Origin of the sequence: Agrobacterium tumefaciens, from assembly GCA_025559845.1 — a bacterium.
Classification (GTDB): Bacteria; Pseudomonadota; Alphaproteobacteria; order Rhizobiales; family Rhizobiaceae; genus Agrobacterium.
Window position 1 is genome coordinate 171,247 of the sequence record CP048471.1, and the last position, 26,568, is coordinate 197,814.

At 56.4% G+C, this 26,568-nt stretch carries 21 protein-coding genes and 4 pseudogenes; 14 read left to right on the forward strand and 11 right to left on the reverse strand.

From position 1 onward, the window contains the following. Positions 1-269 precede the first annotated feature (269 nt). Positions 270-2,027: a gamma-glutamyltransferase gene (gene ggt / locus FY156_28170; protein ID UXS05431.1), complete on the forward strand. Its 1,758-nt coding sequence runs from the start codon at positions 270-272 to the stop codon at positions 2,025-2,027. A gap of 935 nt (positions 2,028-2,962) precedes the next feature. Here the strand turns inward: ggt and FY156_28175 are convergent. The 4 genes and pseudogenes from FY156_28175 to FY156_28190 form a co-directional block, all read right to left on the reverse strand. Next, on the reverse strand, positions 2,963-3,262 hold the full coding sequence (locus FY156_28175) for a DUF982 domain-containing protein (protein ID UXS05432.1): 300 nt from the start codon (positions 3,260-3,262) through the stop codon (positions 2,963-2,965). A gap of 78 nt (positions 3,263-3,340) precedes the next feature. Next, positions 3,341-3,814 carry an Hsp20 family protein gene (locus FY156_28180; protein UXS05433.1) on the reverse strand — a complete coding sequence of 158 codons (474 nt, stop codon included), beginning with the start codon at positions 3,812-3,814 and terminating at the stop codon, positions 3,341-3,343. Positions 3,815-3,980: 166 nt separating this feature from the next. Next, positions 3,981-4,271 carry a hypothetical protein gene (locus FY156_28185; GenBank protein ID UXS05434.1) on the reverse strand — a complete coding sequence of 97 codons (291 nt, stop codon included), beginning with the start codon at positions 4,269-4,271 and terminating at the stop codon, positions 3,981-3,983. A 93-nt stretch (positions 4,272-4,364) separates the two neighbouring features. Next, positions 4,365-4,639: pseudogene (locus tag FY156_28190) on the reverse strand (aspartate-semialdehyde dehydrogenase). A 275-nt stretch (positions 4,640-4,914) separates the two neighbouring features. Here FY156_28190 and FY156_28195 point away from each other — a divergent pair. The 9 genes and pseudogenes from FY156_28195 to FY156_28235 all read left to right on the forward strand — a co-directional run bounded on the left by FY156_28195 (position 4,915) and on the right by FY156_28235 (position 13,273). Then, positions 4,915-5,229, forward strand: a complete 315-nt coding sequence (locus tag FY156_28195) for a co-chaperone GroES (GenBank protein UXS05435.1) — start codon at positions 4,915-4,917, stop codon at positions 5,227-5,229. A 54-nt stretch (positions 5,230-5,283) separates the two neighbouring features. Beyond that, on the forward strand, positions 5,284-6,909 hold the full coding sequence (gene groL / locus FY156_28200; protein UXS05436.1) for a chaperonin GroEL: 1,626 nt from the start codon (positions 5,284-5,286) through the stop codon (positions 6,907-6,909). 258 nt (positions 6,910-7,167) lie between these two features. After that, positions 7,168-8,277 (forward strand): PAS domain-containing protein, encoded by a 1,110-nt coding sequence (locus FY156_28205; protein ID UXS05614.1) that lies wholly within the window; start codon positions 7,168-7,170, stop codon positions 8,275-8,277. 11 nt (positions 8,278-8,288) lie between these two features. Then, positions 8,289-8,714 (forward strand): response regulator, encoded by a 426-nt coding sequence (locus tag FY156_28210; protein ID UXS05437.1) that lies wholly within the window; start codon positions 8,289-8,291, stop codon positions 8,712-8,714. Positions 8,715-8,744: 30 nt separating this feature from the next. Beyond that, complete coding sequence (locus tag FY156_28215) at positions 8,745-11,057, forward strand: GAF domain-containing protein (protein UXS05438.1); 2,313 nt, start codon at positions 8,745-8,747, stop codon at positions 11,055-11,057. Between the two features lie 2 nt (positions 11,058-11,059). Then, on the forward strand, positions 11,060-11,434 hold the full coding sequence (locus FY156_28220) for a response regulator (GenBank protein UXS05439.1): 375 nt from the start codon (positions 11,060-11,062) through the stop codon (positions 11,432-11,434). Between the two features lie 150 nt (positions 11,435-11,584). Beyond that, positions 11,585-12,538 (forward strand): annotated as a pseudogene (locus FY156_28225) (LysR family transcriptional regulator). A 154-nt stretch (positions 12,539-12,692) separates the two neighbouring features. Continuing rightward, positions 12,693-12,893, forward strand: coding sequence for a type II toxin-antitoxin system VapB family antitoxin (locus FY156_28230; protein ID UXS05440.1), 201 nt, complete (start codon positions 12,693-12,695; stop codon positions 12,891-12,893). Next, positions 12,890-13,273, forward strand: a complete 384-nt coding sequence (locus FY156_28235) for a type II toxin-antitoxin system VapC family toxin (protein UXS05441.1) — start codon at positions 12,890-12,892, stop codon at positions 13,271-13,273. The genes FY156_28230 and FY156_28235 overlap by 4 nt, the downstream gene beginning before the upstream one ends. 1,060 nt (positions 13,274-14,333) lie before the next feature. On the opposite strand, the pseudogene FY156_28240 reads toward FY156_28235, so the two are convergent. From FY156_28240 to FY156_28255, 4 genes and pseudogenes are all read right to left on the reverse strand, one after another. Beyond that, a pseudogene (locus FY156_28240) lies at positions 14,334-15,142 on the reverse strand (SDR family NAD(P)-dependent oxidoreductase). 232 nt (positions 15,143-15,374) lie between these two features. Next, positions 15,375-15,963 (reverse strand): annotated as a pseudogene (locus tag FY156_28245) (glutathione S-transferase family protein). A gap of 188 nt (positions 15,964-16,151) precedes the next feature. Continuing rightward, entirely contained in the window at positions 16,152-19,220 is a 3,069-nt protein-coding gene (locus FY156_28250; protein UXS05442.1) for an efflux RND transporter permease subunit, read from the reverse strand. Continuing rightward, positions 19,220-20,329, reverse strand: a complete 1,110-nt coding sequence (locus FY156_28255; GenBank protein UXS05443.1) for an efflux RND transporter periplasmic adaptor subunit — start codon at positions 20,327-20,329, stop codon at positions 19,220-19,222. Before FY156_28255 ends, FY156_28250 begins: the two co-directional genes overlap by 1 nt. 98 nt (positions 20,330-20,427) lie before the next feature. Here FY156_28255 and FY156_28260 point away from each other — a divergent pair, with 98 nt between their 5' ends. The 4 genes from FY156_28260 to FY156_28275 all read left to right on the forward strand — a co-directional run bounded on the left by FY156_28260 (position 20,428) and on the right by FY156_28275 (position 23,789). Next, positions 20,428-21,015 (forward strand): TetR/AcrR family transcriptional regulator, encoded by a 588-nt coding sequence (locus FY156_28260; protein UXS05444.1) that lies wholly within the window; start codon positions 20,428-20,430, stop codon positions 21,013-21,015. Between the two features lie 166 nt (positions 21,016-21,181). Beyond that, positions 21,182-22,477 carry a beta-ketoacyl-ACP synthase II gene (gene fabF / locus FY156_28265; GenBank protein UXS05445.1) on the forward strand — a complete coding sequence of 432 codons (1,296 nt, stop codon included), beginning with the start codon at positions 21,182-21,184 and terminating at the stop codon, positions 22,475-22,477. Between the two features lie 51 nt (positions 22,478-22,528). Then, entirely contained in the window at positions 22,529-23,536 is a 1,008-nt protein-coding gene (gene ftsZ, locus FY156_28270) for a cell division protein FtsZ (GenBank protein UXS05446.1), read from the forward strand. 64 nt (positions 23,537-23,600) lie between these two features. Continuing rightward, the gene (locus FY156_28275; GenBank protein UXS05447.1) at positions 23,601-23,789 is read left to right on the forward strand and encodes a hypothetical protein; all 189 of its coding nucleotides are present in this window, start codon (positions 23,601-23,603) and stop codon (positions 23,787-23,789) included. A 223-nt stretch (positions 23,790-24,012) separates the two neighbouring features. Here FY156_28275 and FY156_28280 read toward each other — a convergent pair whose 3' ends face one another. From FY156_28280 to FY156_28290, 3 genes are all read right to left on the reverse strand, one after another. Further along, entirely contained in the window at positions 24,013-24,579 is a 567-nt protein-coding gene (locus FY156_28280) for a recombinase family protein (protein ID UXS05448.1), read from the reverse strand. 179 nt (positions 24,580-24,758) lie between these two features. After that, on the reverse strand, positions 24,759-25,241 hold the full coding sequence (locus FY156_28285; protein ID UXS05449.1) for a hypothetical protein: 483 nt from the start codon (positions 25,239-25,241) through the stop codon (positions 24,759-24,761). Between the two features lie 505 nt (positions 25,242-25,746). After that, the gene (locus FY156_28290; GenBank protein UXS05615.1) at positions 25,747-26,505 is read right to left on the reverse strand and encodes a carbon-nitrogen hydrolase family protein; all 759 of its coding nucleotides are present in this window, start codon (positions 26,503-26,505) and stop codon (positions 25,747-25,749) included. Positions 26,506-26,568: the final 63 nt, after the last annotated feature.

Sequence of the window (26,568 nt, forward strand, 5' to 3'; positions counted from 1 at the left end):
GGAGGCTCGGTTTCTAACGATATGCCGAGCATCCGCCATAATGGACATGCGGCGAAACAGCGATCATAGTGCCGAAAATGAGCAGCGCTCCATACCGACGCTCCACAGCATTGACGGCGAACCAGCGGACGGGGCCGAAATGCTTGTGACGGCCAAGCCTTTGCTGGAACGAAGGAGGAGTTCGTAAACCATACCTGCCGAAGTCGACACGGGTTCAAACCGCGTGCTGGCTTACATGAACTGTTATCCCTCTCTAGAGGATAAGGCTAATGAAAATGCGATTTCTCAGTGAGGCTGTTCTCGCCTTGATGCTTTCCACCGCAATCGCCTCCGCGCAGCAGGCGTCCGACACGGTGGCGCCCGAGAAAGCGACGGATATTGCGACTGCCAAACGTATCGAGTCAAAGAGCTTCATGGTGGCGGCGGCCAATCCGCTGGCGGCCGAAGCGGGGCGCAACGTGATCGCAGCGGGTGGCAACGCCATCGATGCAATGGTGGCGGTGCAGGCCATGCTCGGCCTCGTTGAACCGCAGAGTTCCGGCCTCGGAGGTGGGGCATTCCTGGTCTACTACGACACAAAAAGCGGCAAGCTGACAACGTTTGATGGCCGCGAGACGGCGCCGATGGAAGCCACGCCAAAGCTCTTCCTGGATGACAACGGCCAACCGCTTAAATTCATGGACGCAGTGGTCGGCGGCCGTTCCGTTGGCACACCGGGAACAGTGCGGCTTCTGGAGGAAGCCCACAAACGCTATGGAAAGGCGGACTGGGCAAGCCTCCTGAAGCCGGCGGAAACGCTGGCTACCGAGGGTTTTAAGGTGTCACCGCGCCTTGCCTCTCTGATCGCGTCCGAGGGCGACCGGTTGAAGAAATATAAAGAGGCCCGGTCATATTTCTTCGACACCTCCGGGGCCGCCCTGCAGACCGGTGCCCTGTTGAAGAACCCTGTCTATGCCGAAACGCTTGCGGTGCTCGCCAACGGCGGCGCCGATGCTTTTTATAAAGGGAGAATTGCCGAGGCGGTCGTCAACACCGTGCGTGAGGCAGCCGACAATCCCGGTGTGCTGTCGCTGACCGATCTGTCCAACTATCGCGTGATCGAGCGCGAACCGGTTTGCTTCAACTATCGTGCTCTTGATGTGTGCGGCATGGGGCCGCCCTCTTCGGGCGCCATCACCGTCGGCCAGATACTCGGCATGGCGGAGAACTTCGATTTAAAGAGCCTGGGGCCGAAAAATGGCGAAAGCTGGCGCATTATCGGTGATGCACAGCGCCTCGCCTTCGCCGACCGCGAGCGTTACGTCGCTGACACCGATTTCATGCCGCTGCCGATCAAGGGCCTGCTGGACAAGACCTATCTGGGCGAGAGGGCAAAGCTGCTCGACGGCGATAAGGCTTTGGCCAACAATGCCGTCAAGGCCGGCGAGCCGGAATGGGACCACGCGCTAGTTTTCGGCCGCGATACCGCGCTCGAGTTGCCTTCCACAAGCCATTTTGTCATCGTCGACAAGGACGGCAACGTGGTCTCAATGACGACAACGATCGAAAACGGGTTCGGCTCGCGTCTGATGACGAACGGCTTCCTGCTCAATAACGAGCTGACGGACTTTTCCTTCAAGACCCATGACGGTGGTCTGCCGGTCGCCAATCGTGTCGAGCCAGGCAAACGACCGCGCTCCTCTATGGCTCCGACGATCGTGATGAAGGATGGAAGACCACTGCTCGCCATTGGTTCACCAGGCGGCAGCCAGATCATCGGCTATGTGGCACAGGCGCTGATCGCCTACATTGACTGGGGCATGCCCGTTGAGGCGATCGTCGCCCAGCCACATCTCATCAACCGGTTCGGCACATACGATGTCGAGGCCGGCACCAGCGCAGAAGATCTGGTGGGATCGCTCAAGGCTTTGGGTTACGAGGCAAAACCGGGTGAAATGAATTCCGGTTTGCATGCCATTGAGATAACCGCCCAGGGTTTGGCCGGCAGCGCCGATCCAAGACGCGAGGGAATGGTTGTAGGGGAGTGAACGCTCAGCCTGCGGAAAGACGGCGGCCTCAAGAGACTGAGCATAGCATCGTGTGGAGGCTAGGTGACTACCCCGCATGGGGTGTACTGTTTTTAGCGAGGAAATCGTAAGGAACAGGACATTACGTCCAAAAACAACTCTTCCTGCGCCATTGAAGCCGTCAAAGCATCAGAGCATCAGAGTGCACGTCGGGCAACCGGTTGCAACCCACTCCGTTAGTTGTCTGCATGACCAATCGAGGAAGGCATGAAAAACCTCGCCCTTAATTACTGGCCAGTTCCTTTTCGAGGTCAGTTCATCCGCAGGATTCTGGCCCATTGTGGGTACTCCTGGATGAATACGGTGTCGATGCGATTGAAGGAATTATGTATTGTGGGGTGGAAAAGCAGCCGTTGACTTCATGGGGCACCGGTTCAGATGTTAAGCGCGGGAAAAATCTTTGGTGCGTGGCCATAAGCGAATCGCGACTTACCGCATCAAAAAAATGCAATATTCGATGTCTACGCAGTTCTGGAGCCACTTCTGGGCCGTCGGCCTTCAGAAGCTTGTCGCCAACAGCGAGAAAAGTCGCGACTGGGAGTCCGCAGATCCGACAGCATGCCGGCCGCGCGTTGATCCATCGTTATTTTCCATCCCGAGGCTTACACCAGAGAAAGCACACACGGACGGACGTACAAGCCGGCAGATGGTTGTAAAGGACAAGCCATTCGAGCGCATTGACAATCGAGCGATCGTCTCGACAATTTTCTTATTCACGTGTTCATTCCTGCCATGTTCAAAGCCGCAAACGCTATGCAGATCAGGTTACGATCGACGAACTCCCCCGAAGGTCCGGCACTGGGTAGTCCTTCCTCTACCCAATGGGACCTCTCGGAAAGCAGGCCACCTTAAGTTGGTGGAACTATCTTCGTCCGAAGTGAACCTCTTTAGCTGCATCACCCCACGTGTGGATCTCTATCGCGATACCGGCGAGAAGCCAAAACCGCGGATGTTTCAGGGGCAAGAAGTTCATGCTTTTCCGCAAACGCTGTGAACAGACCACGCGCAGTTTCTGCCTCTATCTCGCCACGAAGGGCTGCCTGACAGGCTTTAACGGCGACGGAATGGGCGGTGTCTCTGAGTGACACCGGCCACTCGGCCAGGTGTCGATAAGCATCCATCAAGGTACGAACTTCCGTCGGGAACCCCAAGCCGACAAGAATGGTAACTGGTTTACTGAACAGATCGGGTTTCATCTTTTTCTCCTTCCAACCCGTCATGTTGACGGGCGCCATCGCAATGGCGCCCTTGGACTTAGTGGACAAACTTAGAGATCAAGCCGCCCTTTGGGCTTCGATCTGTGCGGGAGCACCCGACGTCGTTGCAGGCGTGCTCTGAATCGAAATCTTCCGCGGTTTTAAAGCCTCTGGGATTTCGCGGACGAGCTCGATCGTAAGGAGACCGTTGCTGAGATCCGCCCCATTCACGCGGACATGATCAGCAAGTTCAAAACGGTGTTCAAACGGACGACCGGCGATGCCGCGATGCAGGTAGCCCTCCGTCGGAGATTCCTGCTTCTTGCCCGTGACGGTCAGCAAATTGGACTGGAAGGTGATGTCGAGCTCATCCTGAGCAAAGCCCGCTACCGCGATGGAGATCCGGTAGGTATCTTCGCCTGTTTTGAAGATGTCATAGGGCGGCCAGTCGTTGGACGTCCGGGTGCGCTGGGCGTTCTCCAGAAGATTGAATACCCGGTCGAAACCAACGCTCGAGCGGTAGAGAGGTGCGTAGTCGTAAGATGTTGCCATAGCCATATCCTCCTTGAAGCAACATGGGTACGGGAGTGCCAACAGCGGCGCTCCCGGCAATGCCAACCCTGTCTTAAGCGGCTGGCGGCAAACGATTTGGTTTTGGCGATTTTCCGATTCAAGATCTGCTGCGGAAAAAATTTATCGAATTCGCACTGTCCGGCTGTCAATGTACCGATCGACTGAGAATACGATGCGGATAAGCCGCCTTGAACTGCGAGATCATCGCGCAAGCTTGTTGCAATACCCGCTCGGTGGTTTCGGGAGTATCGCGTGCCAGTTCATCGGCGTTTAATCGGATGGCTTCCGCCATATTCGCAGACATCAATGCAAAACGCCCTTCACCGTAGACAAGGGCCTCCTGCGAGGCGGTCTCAAGCCATTGCGCGAAATCGACGATGATCTCTTCCCTCTCGGTGATGCTAGCGTCCTTGATGATCTTGATGTTTTCTTCCATTTGGTCTCACTCCATACAGACGTGGGAAAGCGACCGGACTCATCAAGCCCCGATCGCCGGGTGAGCTAGGAAGTGAAAATGTCCGATTCAAGCCTAGTGCAGCTTGAACTCACCATCGACACGCCGCATTCGTTGGGCCCGATCAGGCAGGCGCTGATGGCTGTAGTGGACAGAGTACAGAGGGCCATCGAGAGTCGCCTTCCAAAAGTTAAGGAACCTGTGCATCTCGGGAAATCAGGAGCCAGATCGTAGTCCTGCCAGACGTAGGTCTGGAGAACGGACTCAAAGTCCGGGATGCGGTAAAGGATATGCGCGGTGGTCAAGCCGTAGCCGCTCAATTGCCGTTCCAGATCCGATGAGAATTGCATGCTTCATCTCCGTTTCGTGACACGATAATGGTGATGAGAAACTTTGCCGCCATCAACATGTTTTCAAACGAAAATGTTATTTCCTGTTCCTTTACAACATGTTAGCATCAACCGTACCCGAGTGCTAATTTTTCGCATGCGCCCTCTTGAAATCGAAAAATCTCGAAAATAAATTTTGCCCGCGGACGCTCAAATGAGGTTCGCACCCGCCCGGACTGGTCATCCGGTCCGGCCTGGGTCTTCAACGTCATCATTTTTGCTCAACGGAGGAAAACATGTCGTTCCGACCGCTTCATGATCGCATTCTCGTCCGCCGGGTCGAATCCGAAGAAAAGACCAAAGGCGGTATCATCATCCCTGACACTGCCAAGGAAAAGCCCCAGGAAGGTGAAGTTGTCGCCGTCGGGCCTGGTGCGCGCAACGAGGCAGGCCAGATCCAGGCGCTGGACGTCAAGGCTGGCGACCGCATCCTGTTTGGCAAATGGTCAGGCACCGAAATCAAGATCAACGGCGAGGATCTATTGATCATGAAGGAAAGCGACGTTCTGGGCATTATCGAAGCCCAGGCCGAGCAGAAGCAGGCTGCTTAATCACGCGCCGCTCCCCCATCAGTCAAAAAAGCTGCCTATTGAAGGAGTGAACAAATGGCTGCAAAAGAAGTCAAATTCAACACCGATGCTCGCGAACGCATGCTGCGTGGGGTCGATGTTCTTGCCAATGCCGTGAAGGTCACGCTCGGCCCGAAGGGCCGCAATGTGGTCATCGACAAGTCGTTCGGCGCGCCGCGCATTACCAAAGACGGCGTTTCGGTCGCCAAGGAAATCGAACTCGAAGACAAGTTCGAAAACATGGGCGCCCAGATGCTGCGCGAAGTTGCGTCAAAGACCAACGATCTCGCCGGCGACGGTACTACCACCGCAACTGTTCTTGCCCAGGCGATCGTTAAAGAAGGCGCCAAGGCGGTTGCGTCGGGCATGAATCCGATGGATCTGAAGCGCGGCATCGATATCGCAGTGGATGCAGTCGTTAAAGAGCTGAAAGCGAACGCCCGCAAAATTACCAGCAATTCGGAAATCGCTCAGGTTGGAACGATTTCGGCCAATGGTGACGACGAGATTGGCAAGTATCTCGCTGAAGCGATGGAGAAGGTCGGCAATGAAGGTGTGATCACCGTCGAGGAAGCCAAGACTGCCGAGACCGAGCTGGAAGTCGTCGAAGGGATGCAGTTCGACCGGGGTTATCTGTCGCCCTACTTCGTTACCAATCAGGACAAGATGCGGGTCGAACTCGAGGAGCCTTACATTCTCATCCATGAGAAAAAGCTCTCCAATCTGCAGTCTTTGCTGCCGATACTCGAATCCGTGGTGAAGTCCGGCAAGCCGCTGCTGATCATCGCTGAAGACGTAGAAGGTGAAGCGCTCGCAACGCTCGTCGTCAACAAGTTGCGTGGTGGCCTGAAGATTGCCGCGGTTAAGGCTCCGGGCTTCGGCGATCGCCGCAAGGCGATGCTGGAAGACATCGCGATCCTAACCGGGGGCACCGTCATCTCCGAAGACGTCGGCATCAAGCTGGAGAACGTCACGTTGAACATACTCGGCCGCGCCAAGAAGGTCGCGATCGAGAAGGAAAACACGACCATCATCGATGGCGCCGGTTCCAAGGCCGAGATTGACGGCCGCGTGGCTCAGATCCGTGTTCAGATCGACGAGACGACATCCGACTACGACCGCGAAAAGCTGCAGGAGCGTCTTGCGAAGCTCGCAGGCGGTGTCGCCGTCATTCGCGTCGGCGGCTCGACCGAAGTCGAGGTGAAAGAGAAGAAGGACCGCGTCGATGACGCCCTTCATGCAACCCGCGCAGCCGTCGAGGAGGGTATCCTGCCCGGCGGGGGCGTGGCGCTCCTGCGGGCGGTGAAAGCGCTTGAGGGCCTGGCGACAGCGAACGACGATCAGCGCGTTGGTATCGAGATCGTTCGCCGGGCAATCGAGGCACCTGTGCGACAGATTGCTGAAAATGCCGGCGCCGAAGGTTCGATCGTCGTCGGAAAGCTCCGGGAAAAGACAGATCTGTCGTTTGGGTGGAACGCCCAAACGGGCGAATATGGTGATCTCTATGCCCAAGGTGTTATCGATCCGGCCAAGGTGGTTCGCACCGCCCTGCAGGATGCGGCCTCTGTCGCCGGCCTGCTGGTCACGACGGAAGCGATGATCGCCGAAAAGCCAAAGGATGCCGCTCCCGCCCTGCCCGCTGGTCCGGGCATGGACTTCTAGGTGAGCTTTGGCCTGCCCCAATTGTGGGGTAGGCTCATCCACTGTTGCCCACCCGCACCTAACAAGAGGCTCCGCTCGAATGCGGGGCTTCACTGTATTCACCGGTGCGGCGGCGCCTAAGCGAGCGTCGAACACATCTGGCGAAGCGCCATAACAGATGCGCACGGGTGAAGAGACACTTTAATGCCAAACGAGCTCCTACTGTGGAACCAATATGTGAGCTGTACATTATTGGGTGCTGCAAAATCAGGACTCCAAATGACAGATGATGCTCAGACCCGACAAGATGCCAGGGACGCAGGGAACCGTCTCGTTGCTGGTCACGCTTCTGAAGACCCGTTCGCGGCGGCATTCAAAGCCACGCGTATGCCGATGCTCATCACCGATCCGCGTCAACCTGACAATCCGATCATCTTCTGTAATACGGCTTTCTCCAAGCTGACTGGCTATTCCAACGAGGAGTTAATCGGAAAGAACTGCCGTCTCCTTCAGGGACCGAATACCGATCCGGAGGCTGTACAGAAGCTTCGCCAAGCCATTACAGCAGAGCAGGATCTGTCAATCGATATCCTCAATTACCGGAAGGATGGCTCGGAATTCTGGAACGCCCTTTTTGTCAGTCCGGTTCGCGATGCCTCGGGAACGGTGATCTATTTCTTTGCCTCGCAACTCGACTTCACAAATATCAAGAGCAAGGAAGCGGAACTCGCCCAAGCACGTCATACCGCCGAAGAGGAAGTAGCGTTGCGCACCGCGGATCTGACGGATGCCCTTCGCGCTAAAACGGCTCTGGTGCACGAGGTCGATCATAGGGTGAAAAACAACCTGCTGACGATTGCATCGATTGTGAAACTTCAAGCGCGTATGACTGAGAATGATGTCGTTGAGCGAACACTCATGTCAGTGCTCAATCGGGTCGAGGCTTTAAGCACGGTCCAGCGTAAGCTTCTTAACGACGAAGAGGTAGGGTATTTCGACGTCGCAGATTTCGCAAACACCCTGATGCTTGACAAGATAGGTGCGCTCAAGCGCTCGGATATTCAGCTGACGACGGATCTTCACGAAGTCGTCGTTCCAGCGACTAAGGCATCTCCCCTTGCCCTGATCATCAACGAACTCGTCGGCGACGCGATCCGCAGGGGTTTGAGCGATGGCGGTGGCGACATCCATCTCGAAATAAGGCGGCTTAACGGGCACTTTTTGATTCGGGTTGTCGACACTGTTTCGCCAGTGGAGGTGGACAAAGAGGAGGCTGCGTTCAGTCAGAAGATGCTGCAGGCCTGTCTCCTGCAACTTCGTGCCAAGATCGACCGCAAGATTACCGGTCACAAAACAGACGTCTGCGTCACCTTGTCCGTGAAGGACTGAAAGGATTTGCCTTGAATATTTTGATTGTCGAGGACGAAGTCCTGCTGGCGATGGAACTGGAAAGCGAAGTGGAGGACGCCGGTCATCATGTGGTCGGGACGGCTGCCGATAGCCGCGAAGCCATCGAACTTGCCGACGCGACCTCGCCGCAATTTGCTTTCGTCGATATCCAGTTGCTCGACGGCCCGACAGGTATCGATGTCGGCCGCTACCTTTCGGAAATAAAAATACCTTTCGTTTTTGTGTCCGGTAATCTCAAGCGTATCCCTGAAGACTTCGCCGGGGCACTCGGAGCCATCGAAAAGCCTTACACAATAAACGGGCTGCAGAATGCCATGCAATTTCTTCAAGGGGTTGTCGATGGAAGGCCGCCGTCGGCAGTTCCGCCGCCGAGCCTTGTCCTCTCACCCACCGTTCTTGCAGCACTTGCTGCATGATTATTCCGCGTTTGCGGTTAAGGAAACCCAGTGAGTACACCGTCAGAGCGCGTCGGCGCGGTTCGAGAGTCAGGTCTGCTTGAAGCTCCGGTTCAGTCGGAATTCCAGGACATCATCGAGGTCGTCAAAGCGGGGCTGAACTGTCCCGTGGCGCTTGTGTCGATCCTTGACGAAGATCGCCAGGTATTCATCGCTCACCTCGGTTTGCCGGAAAAATGGGCCGCGGCAGCTGAGACCCCCCTGACGCACTCGTTTTGCCAACATGTCGTGCGTGACAAACAACCTCTGATCATAGGTGACGCGACGATCCACGATCTTGTTCGGGATAATCTGGCGATTACGGATCTGGGCGTAATCTCTTACATGGGGGTTCCAGTCACATTGCCGGACGGAATGGTGATCGGGGCGCTGGCTGCGATCGATGGTGAGCCGCGCACGTGGACTCAGAGCGAGCTCGAACTGCTCAGTCGGATCGGAAAGGTGGTTTCGAACCAGATTGCCACTTTTCTCTCCGAGCGGCGATGGAGTTGGTTGTTTGAGCAGCTTGAGGAAGGCATTGTCGTTGGCTCAGTCGTTCGCGATACAGACGGCAAGATCGTCGACTGGCGATATGAAACGGTCAACCCCGCCTGGAGTAAACTGGTAGGCTATCCCGACCAACACGTTTCCGGCAGGACGATGCGTCAGATCTTTCCGAGTTTTGAGAAAGAGTGGATCTCCGACGTCGCCGATGTGTTCGGTACCGGCCAAAACAAGCGGTTTACCCGAAAAGTCGGTTCGCTTGGTCGCTGGTTTGATGGGTACGTGCAAGCGACAGGCCGCGACAAGTTTGTCATCATCTTTGTCGAGGTGACTGACCGCATGCGGGCACTGGAGGCACTTCAGGAAAGTGAGACAGAACTGCGGCTCATCGTCGAGGGCGCAAAAGACTATACAATTCTGACAGTCGATAACGAGCACCGCATCAGCAGCTGGTTTGGCGGGGCGCAGGAGACGTTTGGTTGGTCTGAAGCGGAGATGATCGGCCGGCCGTTCGCGGAGATCTTTACGGAGGAGGATCGAGCGGCAGACATTCCGGCTTTGGAAGTGCGCAAAGCCGCTACAGAAGGCGTCGCAGTTGATCGGCGATGGCATCAGACAGCGGACGGAGCTAAGGTGTTTCTCGACGGAACCCTTCGCCCGCTTCCAAGCCGCGGTGCCTCATCGATTTCAGGCTTTATCAAGGTCGCACGGAATGCGACGGCGCAAAAAGTTGCGGAAGACCGGCAACTGGCATTTCTGGAGCTGGGTGAGAAAATTCGCGAGCTACACGGTGTCACTGATGTGGCATTTGCCGCAGCCGAGATCATGGCGCGCAATCTGGCAGGCGCCACAAGGGCAGGCTACGGCGTTGTGGATCCGATTGCCGAGACCGTTGAAATGCTGCCAGACTGGCGGGCAGAAGGGGTTTCTACCGTCTCTGGCCTACACCAGTTTCGAAACTACGGGTCGTACATCGAGAATCTCAAGCTCGGCGAGACGGTTATTATCCCAGACGTGGCGAAAGATCCCCGAACGTCAGACTCGGCAAAGCTGTTTCATTCGATAGGAATATCCGTTCTCGTCAATGTCCCGATCATTGAGCACGGTGCGTTTGTTGGAGTGATGTTCGTTCACTACGACAGGCCCCATGACTTCACGACGGAAGAGCGCGATTTTGTCCGCACGATCGCTGATCGCACGCGCGAAGCCATCTCGAGGATCCGGGCCGAACAGGAACAGCAGGTTCTGAACCACGAGATCAGTCATCGCCTGAAGAACACGATGGCAATGGTCCAGGCGATTGCAACGCAGACCTTGCGGCCAGTGACAGATCGACGGCCAGTCGAGGCATTTACGAACCGTCTCCACGCGCTCTCCAAAGCGCATGAGGTTCTGCTGGGGCAGGATTGGTCTTCCGCGCGTATGGTGGCCGTCATTGATTCCGTTCTTCGTCAGCTGTCACTACCCGAGCGTTACTCGATGTCTGGTCCAGACCTGGAGCTTGGACCGCGCTCGGCTCTTTCGCTGGCTCTATTGATGCATGAACTTGGCACCAACGCCCTGAAATATGGGGCATGGTCGAACGATGCGGGCACGGTTACGGTTCGTTGGACAACGCAAGAGGGCAACGGAGACACTGCGCTTGTTCTTGACTGGAACGAGCACAATGGCCCCCCGCTTGTTGCTCCCTCGGGTAAAGGTTTTGGCTCAAAACTCATACGACTTGGATTGATGGGAACAGGCGGCGCAGAAATCAATTACTATCCGGATGGATTGCGAGTGACGATGCAAGCATTGGTTTCACAGCTGAGGCAATCATGATGATGGCTGAGATTACGAACAACGTTGCGATCATCCTGGTAGTCGAAGACGAACCGCTGTTGCGTCTGGCTGCCGTCGACCTCGTTGAAGCGGCAGGATATCAAACGCTTGCCGCGGCAGATGCGACAGAAGCCGTGGCCATTCTGGAGGAACGCGACGATATTCGCATTGTGTTTACTGACGTCGATATGCCGCGTGGCGTCGACGGCATGCGCCTTGCGGCCATCATTCGTGATAGGTGGCCGCCAATCAAGGTGATCGTGGTTTCGGGACATATCGAGGACCCTGGCTGGCGGATTCCTGCTGAAACGGTGTTTTTCGCCAAGCCGTACCGGGAAGATCAGATTGTCGAGGCTATCAGGCAGATGCTTCAATAAAAGGCATAATCCGATCAGAGGCAAGATTTGCCATTCACACAGGAGGCTAAGAGCATGTTCGTTAGCCACCCTGAAAGGGTTGTGCTGCGTGATGCACCGACACCCTGAACTGTTATGTTTGGCATCTCCGCCGTCGAAGCGATACAACTCATGCAGGTCATCGATCATTTCAATCTTCGTTCCTTCGACCTAAATCTTCTCGTCGCCTTCGATGCGATGATGGAAGAGATGAGTGTAACGCGCGCAGCACACACAACGATTGAAAATCCAGCAGCCCGCCATGAGCCATAACATAGGCACCCTTCGCACGCTGTTTCAGGATGCTGTTCATCCGTGTCGGGCAGCTGATGAAGCCGACGGCGCGGGCGCTCAATTTGTCTGGCCCGGTGCGGCAGGCTCTGCGACAGGCGCAAGCGGCGATGTTGATGGCGGATGCCTTCGATCCGGCGACCGAACGTCGAACATTCCGGCTGGGGCTTTCCAGCGAGGTGGAACTGCTATTGCTGCCCGATCTGACAGCGCGGTTGCGGGATGTCCCCCGGGTATTCGTATTCTGGCCCGAGATGGCGATGCGGCAGAAGTCGATGGGATGATGGATGCGGGCGTCATCGATCTGTCTGTAGGGTGCAGTTACCTGCCGGACTCACGGCACCATTGCGAACCGCTTTATCAATCCAGCGTATTGTGCTGTTTCAATCCGCAATTGCTAACGCTTACCAACCCGGTGAGCATGGATGACTATTTGGCCGCACAACTTGCGGTGATCTCGCAGACCGACAGCCTGCATGGCTGCGTCAAGGATGCTCTGAGCATGCGGGTGTAGAGCTGGAAGTGGTGGCGGCGGCTCCCGATTTCATGTCGATATTGGCCACGGCGCGCTCGTCTGCGGTGATTTCCACCGTATCTTCGCGCAACGCGCTTCGTTATGGGCCGCTGTTGGGACTTGAGGTCAGCCCGGTGCCACTGGCACTTTCTTTTCCGCCCGTGGCAATGGTTTGGCCGCTTCATATGGAAAGCGATCTTGGCTGCGCATGGTTGCGGCAACAAATCCGTCAGGCGATGCTAAGAACAAATGGGAGCAACGCCGCGGATATTACGGCGTGACGGGCGTGGCGATCAGCATGTGTCTGAAGTCCTAACGCCTTGATGGGATACGCACCTGTGACCCGCGATAGGTCTGGTGGCAATGGACCGCTCGTGAGGCGTGGATCATGGCACCAACTGGTGCTAGAATCGTATCAAAATTTGGGAGCCAACTATGCGATCGACTATCAGTCTTGACGACAAGCTCATGGAACGTGCCAAGTCTCTTACAGGCACGAAGGAAACGGCGGCGCTGGTGCGTCAAGCACTCGAGACTTTGGTACGAGTCGAATCCGGCAAACGGCTGATTGCTCTTGGCGGTACTATGCCCGAGGCCGAAGTAGCGCCTCGCCGCCGGAGCGAAGTGAGCATGTGATCCTTGTCGACAGCTCAATCTGGATTGATCATTTTCGACACGGCGGCTCGGAGTTGACCAAAATCATCGGAGATGATCAGTTGCTTTGCCACCCGTTCGTTGTCGGCGAGCTGGCTCTGGGCAGTCTGCGAGATCGGGATGCGGTACTAGCGTTTCTCGCAGCTCAGCGTGAGGCAGTCGTCGCGACACATGCAGAGGTGATGACCGTCATTGACCGCTATTCGGTATTCAGCATGGGAATCGGCTATACTGATGTCCATCTGTTGACCTCAACCCTCCTCGATCAACGATCAAGCTTGTGGACGAGGGATAACCGCCTCGCGGCTGCGGCTCAGAAGGTTGGCGCGGCGCTTTATCCTTCCGCGAATATTCCTCACTAGACTTCCGGCGAGGAGCTCTGGGGCGCTGATAGCTGAGCTCTTGATAGGAATCATATGTTCTGGCCATTCCTGTGCGCCATGAAGCACTTGAAGAATTCGAATGTCGTTTCAGTGATGTGGGGCGTCCCCTTGATAACGATTTCGCGTGTGCCAGCAATGCTGCCCACGCGCCCACTGGCAGGAAAATCGAGTAAACGACGGGTAGAAGCGACAATCCGCTCATCGATCAGAACGGCGGCGGCAGGATGATCTGCCTCAATGTACGTAAAGATGGCGTCGCGATCCGATGGGCGCTGTGTAACCAGTCCCGGCTGTGGCAGCCGGACTCGTCGAGGCAGGGTTTGCGGGCAGATCGGCGGCGCCTGTTTGTACCGGGGGATCGGTGGCCTCTCCCCACCATTCTCCACCGGGCCTAGGGAGAGCAAGGCTCCGAAGCGGAAAGAGCAGGGATGCGATTGATACCGCGGAGGCGGGTCAATTCTCGTTAGAAACGCCGGGTCTTTTCTTAATCCCGATCAACAGCATGTCGAAATGCCGAGGTGCCTTGGCGTTTGGGTATCTGCGTTAGGCAGACAATGGTTCTCCGTTGCGAAAGATTATCCTATGCTCGGTGAGTCGGCTGGCTAGCTCTCTAACTCTGAACTGGATTGGTCTAGTCGACGTTCCAGGCGAGATAACGCCAACTTCAATTGGTAAAGTTTGCTAGCGTTTTCTTGCGAAGTCCCTTGCTCTATGCGTGCAATCGCTCGCTCGAGTTCGCTTCGCTCGCGTAGTTCTAGGAGTCTCTTCGTAGTTTCATTCAGTCCTAACCCAAATAGCATATTGTCCCTCGTTCGCTCCGCGGACTTTGCACCTATTTTTACCTATGCGAGCGACAGGCGGAAGGCACATTCGACGTATTTCACCCGACTTTCTTTTGTCGCTGGATGCGGACAGGTCACGCCCGTACTGCCGAGGCCAAGGTGGAGCAAAGGAGTGACGACAGGCTTCCAGTATGTTGTGCTTATAAGTGACATAAGCTTGTTAAACTGGCTTTTCGAGCTTGCGCTGAAGCTCTGTTTTACACCTCGGAGATCCCAAACGTTTTCCTGATGCCGATATCCAATGCCTTTGCTGGAACAAACCGCCTCAGACGACTGAGGAGTGTTGCCTTGTTTCCAACCGGCCTGCGCATTTTATGAGGACCAGTGATTGCTAACATGATTTCGGCAGCCACAGTCTGAGGACTGCTTGCTGTCCTAATGGCGGCGAGAACGGCCTCATTGGATGTGGCTAATTGATGAGCGTAGTCGTCAATGCGCGTCTCCGTCTGCTTCGCATTGACATCGAGACTTGTTCTCGTGAACGTCGGCTCAACTAGGACAGAGCGAATGTTGAATTGCCGAACTTCGTGGTCAAGCGTTTCAGACAGTCCCTCCAGGGCATGCTTGCTGCTGGCATAAAGGCCCATATAAGGTGCGGGGAGGAAGCCGAGGACCGAGCTGACATTAACAATCAGGCCGGAATTCTGCTGACGCATCGCAGGCAATACCGCTCGTGCGCAGTGAGCCAAAGAGTTTGGTTTCAAAAAGGGCCTTCGCCTCATCGTCCGACGTGCCTTCGACCGGCCCGACAAGAGAGACGCCTGCATTGTTCACCACGACATCAATCCGACCTGAACGGGACAGATCCCCAATCGATGAATTGCCTCACCGACTCGTCATTGTCCACATCGAGACGTCCGTACTCGACACCAGGAACCGGTCCACTTTTGTCCGGATTGCGCGATCCTGCAAAGACCTTGAACCCATTCTGGGACAGCAACCTCACGGTCGCCTGCCCTATACCCGAGGATGCTCCGGTCACCACAACAATCTTGTCTCTCGACATCTACGCTCTCCAAAATTAGTGTTGGATTAGAAATCAATTTAGATTTCGCTTGCAATCTATAATTCCATTAGATTGCAAGCTAAATAAAACGCATTTGCAGAAATTGAGGAGGCGGATGGTCAGTCGACACGACATGTGGGTGAATCGCCTCGACGCGGGAAACAGCGGTCGAGTTAATGCGGCGGTTCTTGCCTGAGGAGTGACAGGTGTGAGGGATGCTTATGCCATCAAGTCACGCCGTTCGCCTGTCCACTGATGGATTGCCCAGCGCACGCTGGAACGCGGATCGTTGCTCGCCTCTTTCGACGTAGTCCTGCAAGCCCGGACTATCCAGCAGAATATCAGAGTGCTTGAGCGGCCGCAGTACGCTCACCATCATGAGATCACCGGCGCTGAACTGAGCCCCCCTCAAGCCACTCTTTCCCTCCAAGCGTATCGCCCAGTTGCTGGAGCCGCTGACTGAGATGACCAACGCTGCCGGAGGCGATACAGGGTTCGATCGTATTAACTGCTGCAAACATCCACATGATGGAACGCGAGCACGCATTCGCTTCATCGGGAAGGAGGCCGCCGAAACGCTGTGCTATGTGAAGCACGATCGCACCGGATTCGAAAAGAATGAGATCGCCCTCCTGGTAGATCGGCATCTGGCCGAACGGCTGCTTTTCCAGATATTCGGTGCGGCGCATCTCGGAAAAAGCCAGGTGCCGTAGAGTGTAAGGCTGGCCGACTTCCTCGAGAGCCCACCTGACGCGCATATCCCGGTGATATCCTCTACCCCCGTCCGGAGGATGTTTGAAAATGGATACGACGGGGTTCATGGAAAGGCTCCTCATTGGCAGGATTGAAGCGGGACGAAGACATGGCTTCCGAAAGGGTTCAGTGGGCACACAAAACACACGCCACTCTCGCCAAAGGAGTATGACCCCTCCGCAGCATCATCTGCTGCGGAGGCGCGGGTTGGCTATTCCGCAGCAAGCGAATGTTGAGCTGTTTCCGTATTCCCGTGCTACGTCGGATGCATTTCTGCCTTGGGCGGCTTGACGCGGAACCATGCAGCATAGAGTGCCGGCAGGAAGAGCAGGATGATGAGCGTGCCCACCGCCGTTCCGCCGATAAGCGTGTAGGCCATCGAACCCCAGAAAACCGAATGCGTGAGAGGAATGAAGGCGAGGACCGCGGCAAGCGCTGTCAGGATGACGGGCCTCGTTCGCTGCACCGTAGCCTCAATCACGGCATGATAGTCGTCCAGACCCGCAGCCTTGTTCTCCTTGATCTGCTCGGTGAGGATCAACGTGTTGCGCATGAGGATGCCCGCCAGGCCGATAAGACCCAGGATCGCGTTAAAACCGAAAGGCTGGTTGAACAGGATCAGGGTCGGCACGACGCCTGCAAGACCGAGCGGTGCCGTCAGCATCACCATCGTCATCGTCGACAGGCTGCGGACCTGAAGGATGATGACGATCAGGGTCGCTGCGATCATCAGTGGGAACACCTTCACCAGGGCAGTATTCGCCTTGAGTGATTCCTCTATATTGCCACCCATCTCGATCGTGTAGCCAGCGGGCATAGATGCAATGAGCGGCTGAAGAGAGGTCATCACCTGTAGCGAAACCTCCGGCGGTTGGGTCGCCTCGTTAATGTCGGATCGGACCGTCACCACAGGCGTTCTGTCACGACGCTTGAGGATCGGCTCTTCGAAGCGCACCTCCGTGTGGCCGATCTGATCGAGCGGGATCGCACGGCCGTCTCTTGTCACGAGCGAGAAGTCGGCTAGCCTTGCAGGATCGAGGCGGATTTCACCGGCACTTCTCGCCACGACAGGAACGTTTCGGATGTTCTCACGAACTTGCGTGACGGGAACACCACTCAGCAGGAGCTGTATCTGCTGGGCAGCCTCGGCGGACGACATGCCGATGAGGTTCAGGCGATCCTGATCAGGAACGAACCGGACGACGGGTGTGCGGTTACCCCAATCGCGGTTGGCATTTCTGACGTCAGGTACAGAGCTCATGAGAGCAAGTGCCTGCTCGGAGATTTTGTACAGCTCTTCCGCGTCCGGTCCTTTGATCCGAAACTCGACGGGGAATGGCGTGTACGGGCCAAAGACGAGTTGCGTGACGCGCACGAATGCCTCGGGCGCCAGCCCTTGCGCAATGGCTTCCCGCAGACGAAGTTTCAGCACCTCACGCTCGTGGGCGTCGGATGTCAGCACAACGATCTTCGCAAAGGCAGGATCGGGCAGTTCGGGCGCCATGGCGAAGAAGAAGCGGGGCGCACCCTGGCCGATGTAACTGGTCGCGATCTTCGTTTCGGGCTGCTGCTTCAACCAGGCCTCGAGCTTCTTGACCGTGGCTGTCGTCGTTTCGATGCTCGTGCCTTCTGGCATGCGGACTTCGACGAGAACCTCAGGGCGGTCCGATGTGGGGAAGAACTGCTGCTTCACCGCACCCATACCGACGACCGAGAGCGCCATGACGATGCCGACCACGGCACAGGTCAGGAACTTGTGCTTGACGGTGAATTCAATCGCACCGCGCAGGCGTCTGTAGTTCGGCGTATCGTAAATCGCATGATGACCGCCTGCCACCGGCTTGATATCGGGCAACAGCTTTACACCGAGATAGGGCGTAAAGATCACCGCCACGAACCAGGAAACAATCAGTGCGAAACCGACGATCCAGAAGATATTGCCGGCATATTCACCCGCCGCAGAGGCGGCGAAACCGACCGGCATCAAGCCGATAATGGTCACAAGCGTGCCCGACAGCATCGGTGCCGCTGTATGGCTCCAGGCATAGGCAGCCGCCTTGATGCGGTCCATGCCCTCTTCCATTTTCACGACCATCACCTCGATGGCGATGATGGCGTCATCGACAAGCAGGCCAAGTGCGAGGATCAATGCACCGAGCGTGATGCGGTCGAAGAACCGCCCCGTCTCGAGCATGATGATGAAGACCACAGCGAGCGTCAGCGGAACGGCCAGAGCCACAACGATGCCCACCCGCCAGCCGAGCGCAATGAGACTGACGAAGAGCACGACGCCGAGGGCCATGGCGAACTTCACCATGAATTCACCCACCGCCGCGTCAATGTTGACGGCCTGATCGCTGACCTTCGTCAGTGTTATGCCAAGGGGTAATGACTGTGCAATCTGGCCGGAGCGTTGCTCTAACGCCTTGCCAAGCTCCAGACCATTCCAGCCCTGCTGCATGACCACGCCAAGCATGATGGCCGGCTCGCCGTCATGACGGATGACATAGCTTGCCGGCTCCTGATAACCCCGGCGTACCTCAGCAATATCGGAAAGCTTGAACGCACGGCCGGAAGCGACGATGGGCGTATCAGCGATAGACTGAACACTGTCATAGGCACCGTCGAGACGAATGAAGACCTGCGGACCCTGCGTATCTATCGAGCCAGCGGGCGTAACGGTATTGCGCCGTTGAAGCGCTGCGGCAATGTCCTGAGGTGATATGCCGAGCGTGGCGAGCTTCTCATAGGAGAACTCTACGAATATCTGCTCCGGCTGTTCGCCGAGAATGTTGATCTTCTTCACGCCGGGAACATGAAGCATGTCCTGCCTGATCTTTTCCGCTTCCCGGACGAGATCGCGCATCGGCATGCCCTGCGCCTTGAGAGCGTAAAGGCCGAAGCTGACGTCGGAATATTCGTCGTTCACGAACGGTCCCAGAACACCCTGCGGCAGGTTTCTGGCTTCATCGCCGAGCTTCTTGCGCGCCTGATAAAATTCTTCGGCGACAGCGCGTGGCGGCGTATTGTCCTTGAGCGTGACGGTAAGATAGGCAAAGCCGGGGCGCGTCGTTGTCTCGACCCGGTCGTACCAGGCCAATTCCTGAATGCGCTTCTCCAGCGGCTCGGCGACGAGATCCTGCATCTCGCGCGCGGTTGCGCCCGGCCAGACAGTCGTGACCGTCAACGTCTTGATGGTAAAAGAGGGATCTTCAGCGCGTCCCAGCTTGACGAAGGCATAGACGCCAGCAAGCGACAGAAGGACGATAAAGAACAGCGTGACGGCGCGTTCGCGAACCGCAAGGGCGGACAGATTGAGGTTCATCAGTTTGCCGCCTCTTTTGTCCCAATGCTGTTGCGAACTTGCGCTCCATCCTTCAGAAGATGTGCGCCAAGCGCAACGACCTGCTCTCCCGGCTTGACGTTAGTCACGATCACATTCTCTTCGCCCACCCGCTCCACGTTCACATCACGAAACTTCACGACAGACGATTGCTGATCGATCACCCAGACGCCTGTCCGCGTCCCGTCATCCAACAGGGCGCCTATCGGCAGTTCGGCATGATTCTGCACATCCCTGTTCTCGATTTCGATGGTAACGGTCGCCCCCAGGGGCGCATTCGCAGCCCCCCCTTCAAGCACCCAACGCGTTTCATAGGTGCGGGTATGCTGATCGGCAGAATCGGAGATCTGGCGCAGCTCGGCCTTCTCCACATTATTTCTGCCGTACACCGATGCAGAAGCCTGAACCCCGATTTCAGGGCGCATGGTTTCAGGGAGCCAGACAATTGCTTCGCGCGGACCAGACTTCGCGAGCCGCACAACCGGCTGCCCGGCGGTTACCACCTGGCCCGGCTCCCCGAGCGTCTCGACAATGGTTCCATCTGCATCGGCAACAAGAACCGCATATTTTGCTTCGTTTTCCGCGACATCTGCGTCAGCCTGAGCGGCGGCCAACTGTGCCGTCGCCGTATCCAGCAGGGCCTTCGATCGTTCATATTGCTGCGTCGAGGCGGCAGAGGTCTTCACCAGCACGGCAAAGCGTTTCTCATCGGCTTTCGCTTGAACAAACGTCGCCTGTGCTGCGATGACAGCGTTTCGCTTGGCGGTCAGAGCAAGGCGAAGATCGGTCTCGTCAAGCCTCATCAATGGCTGGCCGGCGCTTACCTGCTCCCCGACGTCGACAAAACGTTCAACGATCTTTCCGGGAACGCGAAAGCCGAGATTGCTCTGGACCCTGGCACCAACGGTTCCGGTAAAGCTGCTGCTCGAATTACCAGGGAGCCTGGCCGTCGCGAGGTTGACCAGTGGCGCCAAGGTCCGGGGATCGGCAGCCTTTGCCTCGGGTGCCTGCGCCGGAAGCAGCAGTGCTGCGGCTCCGCCTGCGGCCAGCGCCAGCACTGCTGCTGCAGTGACAACAAGTTTCCGTTTCATTTCATCGTCCCTTCTTGACGGCCCGTTCAAAAATATTAGATTGCACTCTAACTCTAAAAGACATATAGATGTCAAATGAAATCTAATTGGAGGTCCACATGAGAGTGAGCCGCGTACAGGCAGAGGAAAACCGCGAGAGGGTGATAAACGTCGCCAGCCGGTTGTTTCGAGAGCATGGGTTCGACGGTATCGGCCTGAAAGACCTGATGAAGGGTGCAGGCCTCACCCAGGGTGGATTCTACAAACAGTTCGCATCGAAAGACGATCTTGCGGCGCTCGCATCACGGCGTGCTCTCGAGAGCGCCACGAGAAGGTGGTCTGATGCCGCAGCAGACACGTCAGATCCCCTGGAATCGATCATCAGCTTCTACCTCTCCAAAGATCATAGCGGCGAGAAGGCAGAAGGATGCCCGCTTGTTGCTCTCGGCTCCGACGCGGCGCGTCAAACCGCCGAAGTTCGGCGCCCGTTTGAAGATGGTATCCGGGCGCATTTCGAGGTGCTCGAACAACTCATCGGAGAGGGTGACGATAGAGCTCGAAGCGGAAAAGCCATGGCAATATTGTCCATGATGGTCGGTGCGGTGACGCTGTCGCGGATCATCGAGGATGAACTGCTGTCGACGAGCGTACTCGACGCGGCAGCGAGCGAGGTCCGGCGCATTGCTGGCCGCGATCGCAGCGACTAACAGACAGTTTTTGGATATTCGTCGCCGATAGCTGTCACGGCTCAGCCGAATCCGCACGCGTATCAAGCGATTATAGCGCAAACCGCATGTCCCAAGTTCACGACCGGTCATTCGGTCGGACGCCGAAGGCATGCCAAATTTTTGATCATAGACAGGTGGAATGCAAATGCGTCGTGTCGTTGTCACGGGAATGGGAGCCGTCAGCCCCCTTGGTGCGAATGTCGATATCTCCTGGTCTCGGCTCCTTGCTGGCAAAAGCGGGATCCGTCGGCTGGGTGACGACATCGTCGGGGATTTGCCGTCAAAAATCGGAGGCGTGGTCCCTTCTCTGGCAGAAGATCCTGAAGGAGGATTTGATCCTGATAGGACCCTGTCCTCGAAGGATCAACGCAAGGTCGACCGTTTCATCATCTTTGCGCTGGCAGCGGCGGAAGAGGCTCTTGCGCAGGCGAACTGGAAGCCAGCTTCCGAAGAAGAAAAACTGAGAACGGCGACAATCATCGCATCGGGCATCGGTGGCTTTCCCGCGATAACGGAGGCGGTGCGTACCGTCGACCAACGCGGCGTCCGCCGCCTCTCACCCTTTACCATTCCATCCTTTCTCGTGAATCTCGCTGCCGGACAAGTCTCTATCCGGCATGGCTTTAGAGGCCCGCTGGGAGCGCCGGTGACGGCATGTGCTGCCGGCGTTCAGGCGATTGGCGATGCAGCGCGACTGATCAGATCCAATGAAGCCGACATTGCGGTTTGTGGTGGCACTGAGGCCTGTATGAACGTTGTCAGCCTTGGTGGTTTCGCAGCAGCAAGATCACTATCGACAGGCTTTAACGAGACCCCGGCCAAAGCGTCACGTCCCTTCGACACCGCGCGCGACGGCTTCGTTATGGGCGAAGGCGCAGGCATCCTCGTCATTGAAGCGTTGAGCCACGCCCTTGCTCGTGGTGCGACGCCGATAGCAGAACTCGTTGGATATGGAACGACCGCCGACGCCCATCATATTACCTCCGGGCCGGAAGATGGAAGCGGCGCCCGCAGGGCAATGCAAATCGCTATCGCGCAGGCGGGTATCGCGCCGCACGAAATCGGCCATCTGAACGCACATGCGACTTCGACCCCGGTTGGAGATCTCGGAGAGCTCAGAGCAATCAAAAGCCTGTTCGGCCAAAGGAAGTCAATCGCTGTCAGCGGCACGAAGTCGGCGACGGGGCACCTGCTGGGGGCAGCCGGCGGCCTTGAGGCTATTTTTACGATCCTGGCGCTCCAGCACCAGATCGCGCCCCCGACCTTGAATCTCAGTTCACCGGACCTTGAAGCCAATGGCATCGACTTTGTCGCAAACGATGCCCGACCTCTCGATGTTGAATATGCGATATCCAATGGCTTCGGCTTCGGTGGCGTCAATGCCAGCGCAGTGTTTCGACGCTGGCCGAGGAGAGGCAATCGTACGCCATTAGCTGATTAACCCCGGCGCGTAATCCCCTTTCAACAAAGTCTCCACCAGGACGCTCCCACCATGCAACCAACGACTATCGTTTCACCGCCCGGCATAACGGTCCTCAAGCCAAGGATTGCCGTCATCGGCGTCGGCGGTGGCGGCGGCAATGCTGTCAACAACATGATCATGCACGATCTCGAGGGCGCGGAGTTTATCGTTGCGAACACCGATGCACAGGCTTTGTCCATGTCAAAAGCGCCACGGCTTATCCAGCTTGGCCCGACCGTCACGGAGGGACTTGGCGCCGGATCATTGGCCGATATTGGACAGGCGGCCGCCGAAGAGTCGATTCACGAGATCATGGATCACCTCCACGGAACCCATATGTGTTTCGTGACGGCGGGCATGGGGGGCGGAACGGGAACAGGTGCCGCACCGGTTATCGCCCATGCTGCGCGCAAGGCAGGCATACTGACGGTCGGCGTCGTCACCATGCCCTTCACATTCGAAGGTACCCAGCGAATGCGAACAGCGCGGCAGGGGATCGAGCGTCTCAGCGAATGCGCAGACACGGTGATCGTCATCCCCAATCAGAACCTGTTCCGGATTGCCGATGCGAAGACGACCTTCGCGGATGCATTCGAAATGGCAGATCATGTGCTGCATGCCGGGGTCAGTTCCGTCATCGATCTGATCGTCAAGGAAGGATTGATCAATCTCGACTTCGCCGATGTAAGGTCAGTCATGCGTGACATGGGCCGAGCGGTCATGGGCACGGGCGAGGCAACGGGAGACGCTCGCGCCCGACATGCCGCCGAGGCAGCGATTGCCAATCCACTGTTCGATGAAGCGTCCGTCAGGGGAGCAAAAGGCCTTCTCGTCTCGATCTCCGGCGGGCCGGACATGACCCTTTTTGATGTCGACGAAGCCGCAACACGCGTTCGCGAGGAAGTCGATGACGACGCCAATATCGTCGTCGGCGCGACATTCAATGACGCGCTTGAAGGGCGGCTGAGAGTTTCAGTCGTCGCCACAGGTTTGAGGCAACCGGCAGAGGTGATCCGCCTTTCGGAGCGAATGGCGTGATGCTCGCTCATACTGTGGGGCCTGCAAGCGCCGATTTGTAAAATTGATGCCATGGAGATTTGAAATGTTAAAGCGTTTTCGAGAAAAATGGCGATCGTGGGAAGATGCCGTCCTGGGTATCGACGATCCGCAGGGAGACTACCTCATCGCGCTGGAAAAACGGCTGGCCCGGCTGGAGACCGAAGTGGCTGGATTAAAGGCACAGCCCCACGAGGAGGTAGTGCGGGAAGACGGTGCCGAAAACAAGGGGTGATGGCTGTATCCTTGCAGTTGGCCCCGCGGGCTTTGTCAAGCGCAAGTTCTTGATAACTCGCTAAGCATCCGGGACAGACTAAGAGTATTCTGCGTCCCGCCAACTTTTCTCGCCAGCGGGTCCTCAAGTTGCTGAAGACGCTAAAATGCCACCGCCTTGAAGGCCTAGTCGGCCCGAAGCTGCGATTTTGGCCATCTCAAAGAACGGACAGAGAACGCCTGATTTACAAGGTTTCTGAGTTGGCACCTTGACCTGCCAGAGCACGGTATACGGTCATTCTGGAAACGTTCAGATCGCGAGCAACCGCTGCTTTAGTTGCGCCCGCAGATATTCGTTTGCGGATTTCAACTTCATCGACATTCTTTTTCCGCCCCTTGTACGTCCCCATGGCTTTTGCCGCGTCGATCCCGGCTCTTTGCCGGTCCTTGATGAACTTGAGCTCCATGTCGGCAACCATGCCGAGGATGGTAATGACCATTCGCCCCATGCTTCCCGCCGTCGTCACTTCGGGTTCAAGAACGCGCAGGAATGCGCCTTTTTCATCAAGCTTGTGAACAAGGTTGAGAACGTCGCGCGTTGATCGCCCCAACCGATCCAGCCGCAGCACCACCAACTCGTCGCCTGCGTGTAGAAACTGCATGATGGTTTCCAGCTCGGAACGACCTTTTCGAGAAGCGCCTGATCCGGTTTCCGCCCGAATGATTTCGCAACCGGCAGCCTTCAAGCGCTCGTTTTGAATGTCGAGGTCCTGATCTGTGGTGCTGACGCGGGCGTATCCGATGCGAGCCATGGCAAATCTGTCACTTTAGGGTGGTTTCGATTGTGTAACGTCACTTCTACCGAAAATCCACCCTTTTGTTACATATGGCATGCGTCACATTTGATTGTCTCTTATATGTGTACCCAAAAGCGACATTCATATTCAATGCCGTCGCAAAAGCTCGTCATATCTCAACTGTCGGGAAGATCTCAAGGTTCCAAAGATTCGGGGCTCCGCCAGCGGTGCGGCTGCGCATCCTTATATAGGTCGCGATGCCGTTGAAGATTTGCGGAAGAGACGATGGTTGCAGGCTTACCGTATAGGTCGATCGTTTCATGGTGCAGAAATGGATGGTGCCATCGGAATGGTACGTCACCCCAATAATACGTCGTCGGCGTTGTACTGGAATCTTGGACAAGGATGATTTCACACAACGTTTCACGAAACACGAACGCTCTTTTATGTCGGAATCGCTTTCCTGCGACTTCGGCAAACCTTTTGTGCTGGTAGCTAATTGCCATGTCTACAGGAGCGAATTCAGCGCCTCGATAAATCAAGTCGATGTCGCCATGTTGCCAAGGCTGGCGACTGCCAAGAAGCTCCTCCGCCCATCCTCCGAAGATATCACACTCGACGCTGCAATCTTTTAGTAGCTCCAAGACTGCTGCAAGCGTTTCCCTCGTGTTCGGCATCTTTCATCTCGGCTCTCTTAGGACGCGGTCAAGCAATCAGGATTTTTGCGACAGATCGGACTGTAAGCGAAAAGCCATCCAGTCCGGCTATAGCCCCGCCACAGCCTTACGACGGGCCTTTATGGCGTCAGGGTCAGCCAAATCCATAGAGGCAACATAGCGCGTATCGGATACCGAAGTGATGAGAACAGGATCACCGCCGAATTGGTCGGCGGTGATGTCAATTATGGTGTCGCCCGAAATAACGCAAGCATGGTCTTCCCATCGTGTTCCAGAATAAAAGCCACATGCGGCATCAGGTGCGCCGCTCCCTCCTGCATATGGTGTCCCGCTCATCCATTCGGCACGATGCCCCTCATGTCTCAGCACGTCCCGTAGAAACAAGCTGGTTCTGCCGCAAGTATACCAAGATGTGGGATGCGGCACGGTACGGCATCGCGATTGATGCCAGTGGTGCCATACGGGTTCGATAAATTGTCTCGCGGTCGATGCGATATTCTGAATTTCATCTAGCATCTTGTGTTCTCCGATCACAGGGCAGATCGAAGACCAGCAATCCGGCTTCGCCCAAAGGTAGTTGGGCTGCGACCCGGCCGGTCGGGTCAATAACCGCAGTAGGGCCGAACGAAACCCGCCCCTCACGCTCGCCAGTCACATCTGCTGAAACGAGCCAGAGGCCCGTTTCCCGGCATCTGTCACCCCGCACCATGTTGTGCAAATTCCTGTACGCTTCTGCTGTCTTGCGCTTGAGCATATTGTTGGCAGGACACACGATCAGAGACGCGCCAAGCGCCGCGATCTTCTGCGCCGCCTCCGGGAAATTCGTATCGTAGCAAATGCTAATTCCGAAACGCAGACCATCGACTTCAAAGACGTAGCTGTCACTTCCGGCGTCGAAGCATTGTTCGCTACGGAGTAGATGCGTCTTTCGATACCGCCCGACAATAGTTCCTCGATCCACGACAACAGCGGTATTGAACAGTCGTCCATTCTCAGATTCGATCAAACCGAAAACGAGCATTGGCCCTGCTCTCGGCATTCGGCTCAGAATGGCTTCGAACTCCGGTGATACTAGGTCAATGGCGTTGCGTCGTGCCGATTGCTCATCGGTTAGATACCCCTGAAGAAACCCTTCGGGAAAGCACAACAATGCCGCGCCTTCTGCTTCCGCGCGAGCGATGGTGGTCGTCAGGCATTCTAATGCCGCTTCGATATTCTCCAGAAATTCAAAGGTCTGTGCAGCAGCAATTCTAACGGTTCTCATGGTCGCGTTTGTAGAGCATGATAATTTGAGGCATGTCACAAAAATCCCTACTAAGGTTTGGAT